Raw genomic sequence first — 13368 nt, 5'->3', positions numbered from 1 at the left:
GATTTTGTTCCAAGATTCTAATTTTAATAACTTTACTTAGAATTTGATCACTTAGATCAGGATTCCATTCTGTAGCTCCACAGCATCAGGCATCGTCAGGAAATTTATTAAGCATAACGGCGATCGCCTAACCCTAACTTTAACTGCTCACAACGAGATTGTAGCTCTGAAGTAAACCTGAATAAATAAATGTTACCAAATTCGCGGAGTTCAACCCCTTCTCTCATTAAAGACGAAGGTTGAATCATTAATTGGGGAGTCATTGGCTCTATTGATTGTTATTCCTCTTTCACCTTATCACCTTAACAAATTGCCGAGGAAATGCAAAAGAATATTGATAATATTTAACCAATTTCGGGGCAACCCCTCTGTAGTTGCCCCTCTTAAGGATAATTTATCCCCGACGACGAAGGGAAGCGGCACCCAAGGCACCAACAGCGATTAAACTCACTATACCACTAGGTTCCGGGGTTGATACAGCACCGCCACCAGCAGGAGTGATATCCCCATTAAGAGCCACAAACCCACCCCCGGTAACATTAGTGGAGTTGTCGGCAATTAAATAGACAGACAAGCCATTAGCATTCAGTCCATAGAGACGGAACTGCACCGGTCCGGTTTGGGGTGCTAAACTGCTTAGGTCAAAGCTGTAGGTATTAAAGCTAGTTGTTAAGTTAACTTGTGTCCCTAAATTATTGGTGAACCCATCAACACTAGAGCGCAAGACTAAATCTAGCTGCGTTTCAGTTTGGGCCGCATTGAGTTGTAAGTTAGTAAAATCGACTTGAAAACCTGCACTAGGTTGTACGGCAAATTCCACATATTGGCTGGTATTAACAGTGCTACCTGTATTCCAACCGTTAGTAGTAGAACCACCCAACAGGAAGATAGGATCATTCTCCCGATTTATCCCGGCGGTGTTTAACCCAGTGCTGGTTATATTCGCACCTACAGTATTCGCCGCTTTGGGATAGGTTGCGGTACTGGCATTAAATGAATTCCAACCAGCTACTATTGCCGCTTGAGCAGGAGTAACCCCAGCTAACCCCATCAGAGTCAAGGGGGTTAAAATTGTCAGTAATTTTTTCATGGATTCGATGACAGTAATAGTAGAAAATTATGGTCATATTTAACGCTAGTTTTGCGCCAATATTCTGCAACAAAAAGTATCACAAAAAAGGGGGGGAGTCAAGGGTTATTTAATCATAATTTATTATGGTTTCTATATTTAAGATAGTTGTGGGTTATATAAATATTCTACCTTGCAACGCAGATAAGCGAGGTTCTACCTCTACTTATTTCTTTGACCCAAATTATCAAAATGAACTGCTTTGGTTTTGAAGTTAAATTTTAGGGGGATGCCATCCTGCTAAGATCCATTGTTGTCTAACTGTGGTGGCAATCAAATTATTGAGTTTTAATGCCATAACTGTTGCACGTCCACAAGGCGTTTTTCCTAAAATTTGTGTTCCCTCTTGACTCCATTGAAAATGTTCTGACCATATTTGTTTTCTTGGATTAAAAAGGGGAACAATTTGCTCAGTTTCGGGGTCTTTTGCTTCGGTTTGTCTGCCCTTATAGCCATTGCATAAACGACAAGCTAACCAGAGATTATATTCATCATCACTTCCCCCTTTAGCTTTAGGAATGATATGTTCAATCTCCAGCAATCCTAACACATATTTTTGTAAACTTAAACAATACCCACAGCGATTATTAGCTTGTTGGCGAATTTTATCTTTAATATAGTCGGGAATAGGGCTAGGATTCATGCTTATAAGGGTGAAATTAATCCTCTTTTAACCGCTTCATTTAATCCTTGAGACTTCTTTAACAAGTTTATTTGATAAATTTGCATCAATGACCAAAGTTCCCTATTTTCAAAGGTTGATAAATCTCTCTCTTGTTGTTGATTGAGCAACTCGCTTAATCTTTGATCCTGTTCTGATGCCATTTGTAATTGAGTTAATTTGATAATTTCTTCATCTGATAATGAATTTAGGGATGAGATTTTTTCGCCTTGATAATTGGGACTAATAGAAAAAGCGATCGCTTCTACTAATATATCATTAAGATCACGGTTAATTGAATGGGCTAAGGATTGAGCTAGATTAAAAATCTCATCAGGTAGGGTTAAAGTAATTGAAATAGCCATAAACTTTTTTTATGCTGGTTTATAGAGATATTATAATTATAACTCAAATTTTTGTTACCTATAGGGATAAAATGGTTCAAAAGTAACAAAATAGCTCCTTTAAGCTTCTTTTATCAACCTCAGATTTCCAAGCAAGATTTACCGATAACTTAACTCACAGCAAACCCAGTTAACCTACGAGTTTCCAGATCGTAAAAAGCTAAAACTATATCTTCTTTAGAAATACCCTCCCTTAATAATTCCGTAGCGATCCCTTCCTCAGTCCAATCCTCCTCAATATAAATCTTCTCATTTTTAATCCTAATATGGACTTGAATATTCCTGATTTTTTTCTTGCCTTCCCAACCCATAAAAAGCCAAAAATACTGATCATGTATCTCGTCAAAAACCAGACAACTTTCTTGATCTAAATTAGCAGAACCAGAAACCCATTCGTGATATTCTGTTAATACTTTTTTAATGGCATTGCGATATTTTTCTAGTCTATCCATTGTAAAATTTTCTCCTTTTCCATCTCAACAACCAGCAAAAGTAATTGATTTATTTTCACAATAGCCTGAATTGATTCTCGTTGGAAAAAATTTTCATAAATGCTGTCTTTAATGGCTAGATAAATTTGATATTCTGGTTCGGTAAGACTGATTAAATTTCGATATAAAATATATTGTCCTAAAGCTATTTCAAAATCTCTCATAGGTGAGGGACTTAAAAAGCTTTTGATTTCCACAACAATTTTACGTCCATTTCTTTCAGCAGCCAAAGGTTTTTCTGCTGCTAAATCAGCAAATATTCAACATCTTTATATTTAATTTTATCAGGATCAGCTAAAATACTCCAACCGTCTTTAATTAAGGCATTTTTCACGGCTTCATGGTAAATATCTTTTGCTGGCATGGTTCTAAAAAAGTAATTTTATTAGTTATATTTAATTTTATTAACAATCCTAAGTCTGATAAAATCGGTGATCAAATTTAAATCAGTTATTTGTTGATTCCCCCCTGGTCCAGTCATAGTAGGGTTAATTCATGAATTAACCCTACCTTGGGGGGATCTGAATTAAAACCCACTTACTTAGGGGAGAATTGTTGATTACTTCCCTCTAGTTTTTTCTGCCCAAACTTTGCTGGGTAATCCCCAAACATAGATGAAACCTTCGGCAGCTTTATGATCAAATTGATCCTCGGCTCCGTAGGTAGCTAAATCGGGAGAATAGATAGAATTGACTGACTGACGACCGACCACTTTAGCGTTACCTTTAAACAGTTTCACTCGCACCGATCCCGTTACCTGTTCTTGGGTTTTGAGGATAAAAGCATCGATCGCTTCCTTTAAGGGACTGTACCACAATCCTTTATAAATTAACTGTCCGTAGGTATCTTCAATTCCCCGTTTATATTGGGTAACATCTCCAGTTAAAGTCAAACTTTCTAGGTCCCGGTGAGCGTCAATTAAAACTAATAAAGCCGGGGCCTCGTAAATTTCTCGGGATTTAATTCCCACTACCCGGTTTTCGATCATATCTAACCGACCAACACCGTGTTTACCCACTAGGTCATTTAATTGACTAATTAGCGTGACGGGAGCGAGATTTTCTCCGTTTAAACTGACGGGAATTCCCTGATTAAAACCAATATCGACGTATTCCGGCTCGTTGGGAGTATCGGCGATCGCTTTGGTCATTAAATAGATTTCTTCCGGGGGTTCCGTCATCGGATCTTCCAAGGGACCGGCTTCAATACTGCGCCCCAAGAGGTTGCGATCGATACTAAAGGGTGAGGATTTTTTCACGGGAGACTCAATCCCGAATTTTTCCCCGTAGGCGATGGTTTCTTCCCGGCTCATGCCCCATTCCCTGGCGGGAGCGAGAACTTTTAAACTAGGATTGAGGGCCATAATGCCCACATCAAAACGCACCTGATCGTTACCTTTGCCGGTGCAGCCGTGAGAGACGGCATCGGCCCCGTATTTCTCGGCGGCCTCTACTAATAATTTAGCGATTAAAGGACGAGCCAGGGCGGTAGAAAGGGGATAACGATTTTCGTACAGGGCATTAGCTTGAATTGAGGGAAAAGCGTATTCTTTGACGAATTCTTCCTGAGCATTGACGACTAAGGATTCGATCGCTCCGCAGCGCAGAGCCTTTTCTTGAATTGGTCCCAATTCGTCTCCCTGTCCTAAATCGGCGGCTAGGGTAATCACTTCTTCTACTCCCCATTCCTGTTTGAGATAGGGAATACAGACGGAAGTATCGACTCCTCCGGAATAAGCTAAAACCACTCTCTTGGCGCGTCCCATAATTTTTTCACCTAAAAACGACTAATTGATTACTCTTTTAATTTTATTATATATCTTGGGGATTTGATGCTTCTTTTTTAATGCTTTTTTGTTTAGTTTTTGATGAAGAAAAGGAATAGGAAGTCACGAGCAAAGAGCAAAAACTAAACGGGCAACCGGCCGCTATTTACGTTTACTGGCAGGACGACGGGAGGATTTTTTCGGAGCGGTATTTTTGGGATTATCGTTAGTTTTATCTTTAAATATTGGAATAGTAAAATGAAACTGACTGCCGTTATTTTTGCCCTGGGATTCTGCCCAAATTTCGCCGCCCCAACCATTAACGATCTGACGACAGATAGCCAGTCCTAAACCGGTTCCCCCGGCACTGCGTCGCAGGGCCCCCTCCTCTTGGTAAAAGCGATCAAAAACCTGTTCTAAACGATTGGGTTCGATCCCGCGTCCAGTGTCAGAAATGGTTACTTCTAGAGTTTTTGGCTTTCCCGAAGCGACTTCGATCGAGACATTTCCCTCGCGACCGGTAAACTTACAGGCATTATCGAGAAGTTTGGAGAGTAATTCCACTAACCACTCGCCATCGGCTAAAACAAAGGGCAGATTAGGGGGGACAAGATTGCTAATTTTTGGATTTTCGTTGTCGAGATTGCGGGAGTGAACGTGACTGATGGCTAATTCCACACATTCCGATAAGGATAAAGCTTCGGGATTCCAATTAACCCGGCCACTTTCTAACCGAGAAAGAGTTAAAAAATCTTGGATTAATTTACGCATTCGTTCCGCATCTTTCAGGGCAGTATCAAGCATAATTTGGCGCATTTCTGCCGGCATATCCGGTTCCGAGGCCAAACTTTCTAGACAGACTTGAATGGTGGAGAGGGGGGTGCGTAATTCGTGGCCGGTTATGGCGACTAAATTAGAACGAGTGCGATCGAGAGCGGCTAATTGTTCATTTAAATCCTGTAAATTAGCGTAGGCTTCTGCTTGAATGAGGGCGACTCCGATTTGAGTGGCCACCGCGTCCACAAGGGCGACATCCTCGCTCTTCCAAGTGGTGGTATAGGGTCCACAGTGATGCAGTTCCAACATTCCCAAGAGACGACTTTGGTAAAAAATCGGTACTAATAACCAGGAATAGATGGAACATTCCCGCACCAGATTTTGAATGGAATCCCCGGGGAGACGGGGATCGTGAATAGCGTCTTCAATTTTCAGGGATTCTCTCAATTCCAGCACTTCCTGAAAAAGAGGATTATTTTTCAGTGGCCATTTTTGTCCTTTGATGGAACTAATGCCGGAGTTTAAAAATTCGTGTTCGATGGTGGCGTTAATGTCGGCTTCCTTACAACGATAGACCACGCAGCGACAGACTCCCAATCCCTGCCCCAATTTCTGCACTGCCACCTGTAGGATAGCTTCCGGATCGAGGGAACGACGGATCGAGGCTGTCACCGAGTTGATCAGTCTTTCCTTGTGTTCTTTCGATGCCAAGGAACGATTGGCTTTCAGCAGTTTATACTGTCCCGCTTGCAAATAAGTGACCAATCGCTGGACAAAGGGATCTGGTTCCTCTTGATGATCCCTGTCCGTCAGTTCACAGATCAGGTATTCTTCTTGAGCGCGCCTAATTTTCTCCGCTAGTTCGGGACGATAATCGAGAATATGATTTAAAAGAATTTGGGCGGCCTGTTGACTTACATGGCGATCGCTCGTCCAAATCCCCTCAAAACGGCGATTATTATCCATAGCTGCCCCATTTTCCCCCTCTGCTGTCAGATGGGTTCGTTCCCGACAGATTAAACAACTAGCATAATGGCCACCGATAACCACTAGATGCCATTCTTGGGCTAAACTGTCCTCTGGTTGAAAAGCGATCGTCTCGTAAATGTCGGAACTATGCTTAAAATCGGTTTCTGGGGCCGACAAAACATAAACTTGCCCGCTTTTGTGGGCAATGCGTCGATAGCGATGGGCCTCTTGACGATAAAAGCGCTCACGCTGAAAACTGGCAATCACTAACGGTTGATCGTCTTCCGCTAAAACCTGATCCTCCATGGCGTGGGATAGCGCGGTCAGGGATGCTTTGAAGTACATCTGCGATCGCCATTGGGGGAGTAACTGCAACAGTTCTGTTAAAACAGAAGTTGATCTGCTCATCGATGATCTGTTTCGAGTCGGGTGTAACTAGCAAGCGCGATAGAGGGAACTAGCAATTTCTCCCTTGACCCTATCCTACAGGCTCAAGGGGACAAGAGGTGAGATCGTGATGGCAAGAAATTTAAACCGAGTGATGCCAAAAGTGAGCGAAATTATTCTAGCTAACTAGATGTAGGCGACTTTCATTGCCCAAAGGATCAGAGCAATAATACTACCGATAACGATAATGGACGATATCGCCACTACTGCCGGTTTATCGGCCCCCTCGAATTTCATGATGCCACGATTTAAGTCTGACATTGCCCTTAACTCCTTTTCATGAGATGGATGTAGAAAGTATGAGACACTTTAGGATCATAAATTAGCGAACTCTCATCTATCCGTGTTATTAGAAATTGGTATCATTCGGCTGTCTTTAATCATTCTAGGCGTTCTTTTCGCCCTTGCCCTTTTCCTTGAGGCTATTTTAAGAATTGTCTTCGGGTTCGGTAATCCGCTTATTTACAAAGCTGATGCCGAAATTGGCTATCTTTTGGCTCCTAATCAACAAACGCGCCGGTTTTCCAATTTTATCGCCGTTAATCAGTATTCGATGCGGAGCGATCCGATTACAACCCAACGGCCCCCGGAGACGACGAGAATCATGTTAATCGGTGATTCGATCGCTAATGGCTCCTGGTGGACAGATCAAAAAGAGACCATTGCTGCTTTAATCGCCAAAAATTTAGGCCAGAATCTGACGGGTTCAGTGGAAGTTCTCAATGCTTCGGCCAATTCTTGGGGACCGCGCAATCAATCGGCCTATCTGCGACGTTTCGGCACCTTTGAATCCCAGGTGATTGTGTTATTAATGAACACCGATGATCTGTTCGCTTTAGCTCCTAGTTCGGCGGTGGTGGGACGAGAAATTAATTATCCCGCTCGCCGGCAGGCTTTAGCTTTAATCGAGTTGTACGATCGATATTTTAAGCGTTATCCTCCCCTGCCACCGGTGCAAGAAGGAGGCGATCGAGTGGGCAATAATTTAACCGCTCTTGCCCAAATTCAAGCCCTTGCTCAGGCTAATCAAGCCCGTTTAATTATCGCTATTACCCCCCTCATTCGCGAAGCTCAAAAACAGGGGCGAGATTATGAATTAAAAGCCCGTCAAAGACTAGCGGATTTCACCAGCAACCAGCAGATTTTTTATCTAGATTTTCTGCCCATTTTTCAAGCCCATCCCAATCCCGATTCCCTCTATATCGATAATATTCATCTTAGTCGAGACGGTAACGAGTTAATTAGTCAAAAACTGACCGAGGCCATCAAAAATGTCTTTTAATTAGGATTTACTGAAAAAGTTTCTTGCTGGGAGCAGGATTCAGGGTTCAGGAGTCAGGGTGATAGGGATTTAGGGGTTTAGGGGTTTAGGGAAATTTCAGCCAAATGCTCCACTTCCCCACTTCCCCACTTCCCCACTTCCCCACTTCCCCACACCCCCACTTCCCTAACAACCATACCAAAGCTTTTCTATCTGCTTTGCCAGATCCGATAACTTGGAGCGATCGCTTGTATCCCTTAACAGGGTGACATGGCCTAATTTTCGACCGGGACGGGATTTTTTACCGTACCAAAAAACGTGAGCGTCTGGGATTGCCGCTAAAACTGCTCTTTTTTCGGCATAATCACCGTCACTATCCTCAAAACCTAATAGATTAACCATAACTGCCCCGGCAGATTTTAAATCCGTGGCTCCGAGGGGCAAATTAGCCACTGCTTGCAGTTGTAGGGCAAATTGGGAGGTAAGACAGGCAGAAAGGCTGTAATGACCGGAATTATGGGTACGGGGAGCGATTTCATTAATCAATACCTCTCCCTGCGGAGTGACAAATAATTCCATCCCGAAAACACCCACCGCCGACAAACTACTTAACAGATGATGGGCGATAGGTTCGGTTTGAGCCTGTAATGATTGGTTAAGAGCGGCGGGAGCGATTACCCAGTGACAGACTTGCTCCTCTTGATGGGTTTCCACCACGGGATAGGTGACGATTTCCCCAGTTAATCCCCTAGCGGCAACGATGGCTAATTCCCGCTCGTAGGGAATATAAGCTTCTAACATCAAGTCAAGACGCTCTAATTGCGGCTTTTTGGCCTTTAATTCTTCAGGCGTGCGGATAATAAAGGTTCCTTGACCATCATAACCGTGTCGTCGCGCTTTCAGCACTAGCGGAAAAGGATAATTTTCTAATTGGTACAAATTATCTATCGCCCAAAAATCAGGCACAGGCAACCCTAGGGAGCGTAAATAACATCTTTGCTCGTATTTATCCAATAGGGGGCGCAGATTTGCCAAACTAGGATAGAATTTAACTCCTGTGGCCGCTAATTCTTCTAGGGCATCTAAATTAACAAACTCATTTTCAAAAGTGATCAGATCACAATGTTGAGCTAGTTTTTTTGTGCCTTCCACGTCGGCTATTTCCGCAAAAACAACCCCGTCAGCTAAAGCAACGGCGGGATCGTCGGGGTGTGGTGTTTGTACAATTAGAGAAATGCCTAATTTCTTGGCTTCCTGTGCCATCATCCCAGCTAATTGTCCACCACCAATAACACCAACCCTTCTTTGCATCATTGATCACATCCTAAAGATTCCGGGGTAGAGACGCCGGTTTTTGAGTTGACACCCTCGGCTCTTTCGCAGAGATTTTTGATTTGTTGAGCGTCAAGCACTGCCAAACTAAAATCAGCACCGTTGATGTTTACTCCCTCGAAAATGGTGCGCAGCATAATTGCTTCGGCAAAAATGGCATCGCTTAAATCGGAATTTTTAAAGGTACTCAGATAGGCTAACCCATTGGTTAAGTCCGCTCCATGAAAGTTGCCTTCGATGATAGAGGCTCCGTTAAACACTGCCCCGCGCAAATCGGCAGAGCTAAAGTTAGAATCTTGCAGATTAACGTTAGTAAATTGGGCAGATTGCAAATTTTGTCCCGAAAAATCCTTTCCTGTCAGATTCTGGTTTTCATAACTGGCATTGGCTCCTGTGACAGCAGCAGAACTGGCTGCTAAGGCATTGACAGGAGATAGGATAAATAGTAAGGCAAAAAAAGCGATCGCTAATCGAAAGATAGTCTTCATTGGCGGAAAATTCCATCAGTGGGCATTCTTGATTTTATAGCAGTAAGTCATCGGCCGTCAGCTTTCCGCCAGCCGCTAGAAATTGCTGGCACACAAACCTTTATAATGGCTGTCTAGGCTTATACTGCCATGCAATTTGGTCTAAACAAAAATATTTAAGCCACGGGCCCCCAGTTTTCAGCTAAATAAAGTAAAAGACAAAAGTTAATTCATTTTCTCTCTCCTGACTTCTATTTCTAAGGACAATTTCTGATTTATACAAGAGGTTTGATGGATACACCGCAACTTTTATTCAATGGTTTAGCCGTCGGCAGTATTATTGCTCTGGCTGCTGTTGGGTTAACCCTTACCTGTGGCATTTTGCGTCTGTCTAATTTTGCCCACGGCGATTTTATGACTTTGGGTGCTTACATAACTTGGGTGGTAAATGCTCAAGGGATTAATCTCTGGTTAGCGATGCTGGTGGGGGCAGCAGTGACAGCTATTGCCATGCTCATTGCCGAGAGATTATTATGGAAACCTATGCGCGATCGACGGGCTGATTCTACCACTTTAATTATTATTTCGATCGGTTTGGCTTTATTTCTTCGCAATGGTATTTTAATGATCTGGGGCGGTAGTAATCAACGCTACGATCTCCCTGTGATGACCGCTACAGAAATTTTTGGGATTAAAGTAGCTTTCGATCGATTGTTAGTCATTGGTTTGGCAATTATAGTTATTATTGCCCTCCATTTGTTATTGCAAAAAACTAAGATCGGTAAGGCGATGCGCGCCGTAGCTGACAGCACCGATTTAGCTAGAGTAACCGGAATTAACGTCGAATGGGTTGTTTTCTGGACATGGATAATCACGGGAGTTTTAACTGCTTTCGCCGGAGCGATGTTCGGGTTAATTACTGGGGGAGTGCGTCCCAATATGGGCTGGTTTTTAATCTTACCAATGTTTGCCGCCGTGATTTTAGGTGGTATCGGTAATCCCTACGGAGCGATTGCCGGTGCTTTAATTATTGGTGTTGCCCAAGAAATTAGTGTCCCCTTAATTGGTTCTGATTATAAATTAGCCGTGGCTTTATTAATTATGATCCTGCTGTTATTATTCCGTCCCCAAGGTTTATTTAAAGGCACGGTTTAACAGTTAACAGTTATCAGTTATCAGTTATCAGATGTAAGTTTTAAGTTTTAAGTTTTAAGTTATTTATAGGGCTTTTCACGTTACTGAGGTATCGACAAGTTTTGCCAACAAAGGACTTAAGCCCCTTGCCCATGCCTCATTCTGATGAAAACTGCTATATTTACTGATTACTATTTACTGTTTACTGATTACTGTTTACTGATTACTGAAAAGCCCAATCTTTAATCCTGAATATATTCTTCCCCGGTGATTAAAGCGTATTCAGCGCGGGTGAATTCTCGACCTAAATAAGCAGCATGATCGAACATAGTAATCGGACAAGGGTGGGTTTCTTCGATCACTTTTACGGCTAATTCTTTGGCGGTTCTTGCGGTGTAAATAGTCTCAGGATTGCGATCAAGTTTTTGCCTAACACCGATAACTTTTCCCGTTTCTGGATCGACGGCTAAACCTTTTTCATTGATAATATTGCTGTAATGTTTGGCACAGATTAACCCGGCTTCTCGGTCTAGATAAATAATAAAATATCCTGCGGGATCGAGAGTGATCGGACGTTTGGAAAGTTGATGATCAATAGCCGTGATTTGGGATTTTAATTCGCTCATTTTCTTGACAAAATTACTTAAATATGTAGTTGAAAGCAAGAGCAAATTATATCACATACCATCATCCTTTTTCTAGAGTATTTTGTCGAGATAACCCCTATTTTCTGTGAGCAAATCTGACCTACTGAGCAATAATACTAAATCCTGTTTAAAAAGTATAGGAAAGTGGGGAGCGGGGGCAAGAGGAAAGAGGCAAAAGGGGCAATAGATAATCAGTTTTTAATAACCAGATTTAGTATCACACCAGCTGCCATCTGGGGGCGCGAGCTTTGCGCCCCTAATCTAAGGTCGAAAAATAACAGGCTGATGGCTGAGAGCTTAATGCTATAAATCTTCTTCTACCAAAGCCTCAACCCGTCCTGTTTTGACCGCTTCCACCAAAGCGGCGTGATCTTGTTCTGTCTGCTCGGCATAAGCGATCGCAAATTCACCCATCGCTAGATCGAACTGATCTCCTTTCCCCAAATAACCGCTAATGGTGGCCGCATCTCCAGATTTAGCGTGGGCGCGGGCTAAGGTCCAGCCACAGAACTCGGCGTAGCGTTGCAGTTGGGCGGCCGACACTCCCTCAATGGGTAGGGAAAACTTCATATCCCGCAGTTGCCGTAAATAGAAGTTATTGCCCCGTCTTCCCTGGGTCCAGCCTAAAAATATGTCGCTAGAGGATTGCATCAATCTCTGGCCTGTAACCACCCGTTGTCCCTGATTTTCGTACTGGCTCTTGGCGGTATAGGGTTCAAGAACTGAAGGGCAAGCCTCCTTAACTTGTAGGATGAGGGGATGGTTATCTTCCGAGAAAAATAGGGCGATATAACATCTGGTGCCGACACTGCCAATGCCTACCACTTTCAGGGCAAAGTCCTCTAACCGGTAGCGATCAAACAGGACCCGGCGTTCCTCCGGCAGGGATTGGCGATAGTCTTCCAGACCCTCACGCACGAGAGTCTCCCAATCCGGTTCGTTGACATGGTAGAGAATGGGCGGCTGATCGACAAAGCGATTGCGTCCCGCGGTTTGGGTGACGATCTTGGGGTAGAGATGTTCGATGATGCGCTCGCGGGCTTTTGTCATCATCTGTTCCCGTATCTTCCGCGTCTTTTCGTCGGGAGCCATCTCGATCACCTGTTCTACTCCTATGCGCGTGTACCATACCTCTAAGGGACTGAGGCGAGAATATTCCCGCAGGTGTTCCCGATAGGAACGAGCGCAATCGATCGCCGCTGCCTTCGATTCTCGATCGGATAGATCGCTATCCCTGCCGGCGATGACAAAGCTGACCACTAGACGCTTGAGATCCCATTCCCAAGGTGCGGGTAGGGTTTCGTCGAAATCGTTAATATCGAAGACTAAATTGCGTTCGGGGGTGGCAAAAAATCCGAAGTTCAAGAGGTGGCAATCCCCGCAGGCCTGCACGATAATGTCGGTTTTGGGAGTGGTGGCCAGATCGTAGGCCATCAAAGCAGCGGAACCGCGCAGGAAGGTAAAGGGACTCCGCAACATCCGTCCGTAGCGGATAGGAATCAATTCCTGTAATCGCCCTCGATTTGATGCTTCGATGATCTCGATCGGCTCTCGACCAGCTGCGGGGGGTTGCCAGATAGCGTGGCGAGAACGCGGCAATCGCTCCCGCAGGGATTTACCGATCTGGATGCGTTCCTCCCGTGAACGGAATCGAGCTTGAGAGGGTGACCGGATCGGGGTTTCTATTTGGTGGTTCATAGCGACTTTTTCCCCTGAATGAGATTACATCCCTTGCTGTTAGATGACTAATTGACATCCTCGCCGCCCTAAAAGTGCGGCGATTCCTAAACCTCACGATTTAAGTTTCTGCTTCCACCACCGTCGCATACCACAGTTAAAAAACCATGTACTGTCTTACACAGAGTCCACAGACTTTCGCCCCAT

Annotated in this window: 14 protein-coding genes and 1 pseudogene; 2 read left to right on the top strand and 13 right to left on the bottom strand. The window is 43.7% G+C overall.

Going from position 1 to position 13368, the window contains the following annotated elements; translation table 11 throughout:
- Positions 1-107: 107 nt before the first annotated feature.
- The 9 genes and pseudogenes from IM500_RS22900 to IM500_RS22860 form a co-directional block, all read right to left on the bottom strand.
- Positions 108-263, bottom strand: a complete 156-nt coding sequence (locus tag IM500_RS22900; RefSeq protein ID WP_287739596.1) for a hypothetical protein — start codon at positions 261-263, stop codon at positions 108-110.
- A 131-nt stretch (positions 264-394) separates the two neighbouring features.
- Positions 395-1090 carry a PEP-CTERM sorting domain-containing protein gene (locus IM500_RS22895; RefSeq protein WP_190721508.1) on the bottom strand — a complete coding sequence of 232 codons (696 nt, stop codon included), beginning with the start codon at positions 1088-1090 and terminating at the stop codon, positions 395-397.
- A 253-nt stretch (positions 1091-1343) separates the two neighbouring features.
- A complete protein-coding gene (locus IM500_RS22890) occupies positions 1344-1772 on the bottom strand; it encodes an HNH endonuclease (protein WP_158200901.1) in 429 nt (142 codons plus the stop codon).
- 2 nt (positions 1773-1774) lie between these two features.
- Complete coding sequence (locus IM500_RS22885; RefSeq protein ID WP_190721511.1) at positions 1775-2155, bottom strand: hypothetical protein; 381 nt, start codon at positions 2153-2155, stop codon at positions 1775-1777.
- 149 nt (positions 2156-2304) lie between these two features.
- Entirely contained in the window at positions 2305-2646 is a 342-nt protein-coding gene (locus IM500_RS22880) for a XisI protein (RefSeq protein ID WP_190721513.1), read from the bottom strand.
- Positions 2634-3049, bottom strand: a pseudogene (locus IM500_RS22875) (XisH family protein). Before IM500_RS22875 ends, IM500_RS22880 begins: the two are co-directional and overlap by 13 nt.
- A 195-nt stretch (positions 3050-3244) precedes the next feature.
- On the bottom strand, positions 3245-4450 hold the full coding sequence (locus IM500_RS22870) for an argininosuccinate synthase (RefSeq protein ID WP_002797600.1): 1206 nt from the start codon (positions 4448-4450) through the stop codon (positions 3245-3247).
- A 162-nt stretch (positions 4451-4612) separates the two neighbouring features.
- The gene (locus tag IM500_RS22865) at positions 4613-6604 is read right to left on the bottom strand and encodes a DICT sensory domain-containing protein (protein ID WP_190721515.1); all 1992 of its coding nucleotides are present in this window, start codon (positions 6602-6604) and stop codon (positions 4613-4615) included.
- Positions 6605-6769: 165 nt separating this feature from the next.
- Positions 6770-6904 (bottom strand): hypothetical protein, encoded by a 135-nt coding sequence (locus tag IM500_RS22860; protein ID WP_002736350.1) that lies wholly within the window; start codon positions 6902-6904, stop codon positions 6770-6772.
- Between the two features lie 82 nt (positions 6905-6986).
- Here IM500_RS22860 and IM500_RS22855 point away from each other — a divergent pair, with 82 nt between their 5' ends.
- Positions 6987-7925 carry an SGNH/GDSL hydrolase family protein gene (locus IM500_RS22855; RefSeq protein ID WP_190721518.1) on the top strand — a complete coding sequence of 313 codons (939 nt, stop codon included), beginning with the start codon at positions 6987-6989 and terminating at the stop codon, positions 7923-7925.
- 165 nt (positions 7926-8090) lie between these two features.
- On the opposite strand, the gene IM500_RS22850 is transcribed toward IM500_RS22855, so the two are convergent.
- The gene (locus tag IM500_RS22850; RefSeq protein WP_287739595.1) at positions 8091-9218 is read right to left on the bottom strand and encodes a 5-(carboxyamino)imidazole ribonucleotide synthase; all 1128 of its coding nucleotides are present in this window, start codon (positions 9216-9218) and stop codon (positions 8091-8093) included.
- Positions 9215-9724, bottom strand: a complete 510-nt coding sequence (locus IM500_RS22845) for a pentapeptide repeat-containing protein (protein WP_190721522.1) — start codon at positions 9722-9724, stop codon at positions 9215-9217. The genes IM500_RS22850 and IM500_RS22845 overlap by 4 nt, the downstream gene beginning before the upstream one ends.
- 270 nt (positions 9725-9994) lie before the next feature.
- On the opposite strand from IM500_RS22845, the gene IM500_RS22840 reads away from it, so the two are divergent.
- Complete coding sequence (locus tag IM500_RS22840; RefSeq protein ID WP_190721523.1) at positions 9995-10858, top strand: branched-chain amino acid ABC transporter permease; 864 nt, start codon at positions 9995-9997, stop codon at positions 10856-10858.
- A 221-nt stretch (positions 10859-11079) separates the two neighbouring features.
- Here IM500_RS22840 and IM500_RS22835 read toward each other — a convergent pair whose 3' ends face one another.
- Positions 11080-11463, bottom strand: a complete 384-nt coding sequence (locus tag IM500_RS22835; protein WP_190721525.1) for a DUF4346 domain-containing protein — start codon at positions 11461-11463, stop codon at positions 11080-11082.
- Between the two features lie 324 nt (positions 11464-11787).
- Positions 11788-13182 (bottom strand): DUF2252 domain-containing protein, encoded by a 1395-nt coding sequence (locus tag IM500_RS22830; protein WP_002760397.1) that lies wholly within the window; start codon positions 13180-13182, stop codon positions 11788-11790.
- Positions 13183-13368 lie beyond the last annotated feature (186 nt).

Source organism: Microcystis sp. M179S2 (assembly GCF_020245805.1).
Lineage (GTDB): Bacteria > Cyanobacteriota > Cyanobacteriia > Cyanobacteriales > Microcystaceae > Microcystis > Microcystis aeruginosa.
Note: the sequence above shows the minus strand (reverse complement) of the source record. Positions and strands in the feature narration are given on the sequence as shown.

Excerpts from the sequence above, each read along its gene's own strand:
- IM500_RS22850 (WP_287739595.1), bottom strand. The coding sequence starts at position 9,218 with ATGATGCAAAGAAGGGTTGGTGTTATTGGTGGTGGACAATTAGCTGGG.
- IM500_RS22830 (WP_002760397.1), bottom strand. The coding sequence starts at position 13,182 with ATGAACCACCAAATAGAAACCCCGATCCGGTCACCCTCTCAAGCTCGA.
- IM500_RS22890 (WP_158200901.1), bottom strand. The coding sequence starts at position 1,772 with ATGAATCCTAGCCCTATTCCCGACTATATTAAAGATAAAATTCGCCAA.
- IM500_RS22880 (WP_190721513.1), bottom strand. The coding sequence starts at position 2,646 with ATGGATAGACTAGAAAAATATCGCAATGCCATTAAAAAAGTATTAACA.
- IM500_RS22835 (WP_190721525.1), bottom strand. The coding sequence starts at position 11,463 with ATGAGCGAATTAAAATCCCAAATCACGGCTATTGATCATCAACTTTCC.
- IM500_RS22895 (WP_190721508.1), bottom strand. The coding sequence starts at position 1,090 with ATGAAAAAATTACTGACAATTTTAACCCCCTTGACTCTGATGGGGTTA.
- IM500_RS22840 (WP_190721523.1), top strand. The coding sequence starts at position 9,995 with ATGGATACACCGCAACTTTTATTCAATGGTTTAGCCGTCGGCAGTATT.
- IM500_RS22885 (WP_190721511.1), bottom strand. The coding sequence starts at position 2,155 with ATGGCTATTTCAATTACTTTAACCCTACCTGATGAGATTTTTAATCTA.
- IM500_RS22860 (WP_002736350.1), bottom strand. The coding sequence starts at position 6,904 with ATGTCAGACTTAAATCGTGGCATCATGAAATTCGAGGGGGCCGATAAA.
- IM500_RS22870 (WP_002797600.1), bottom strand. The coding sequence starts at position 4,450 with ATGGGACGCGCCAAGAGAGTGGTTTTAGCTTATTCCGGAGGAGTCGAT.
- IM500_RS22900 (WP_287739596.1), bottom strand. The coding sequence starts at position 263 with ATGACTCCCCAATTAATGATTCAACCTTCGTCTTTAATGAGAGAAGGG.
- IM500_RS22865 (WP_190721515.1), bottom strand. The coding sequence starts at position 6,604 with ATGAGCAGATCAACTTCTGTTTTAACAGAACTGTTGCAGTTACTCCCC.
- IM500_RS22845 (WP_190721522.1), bottom strand. The coding sequence starts at position 9,724 with ATGAAGACTATCTTTCGATTAGCGATCGCTTTTTTTGCCTTACTATTT.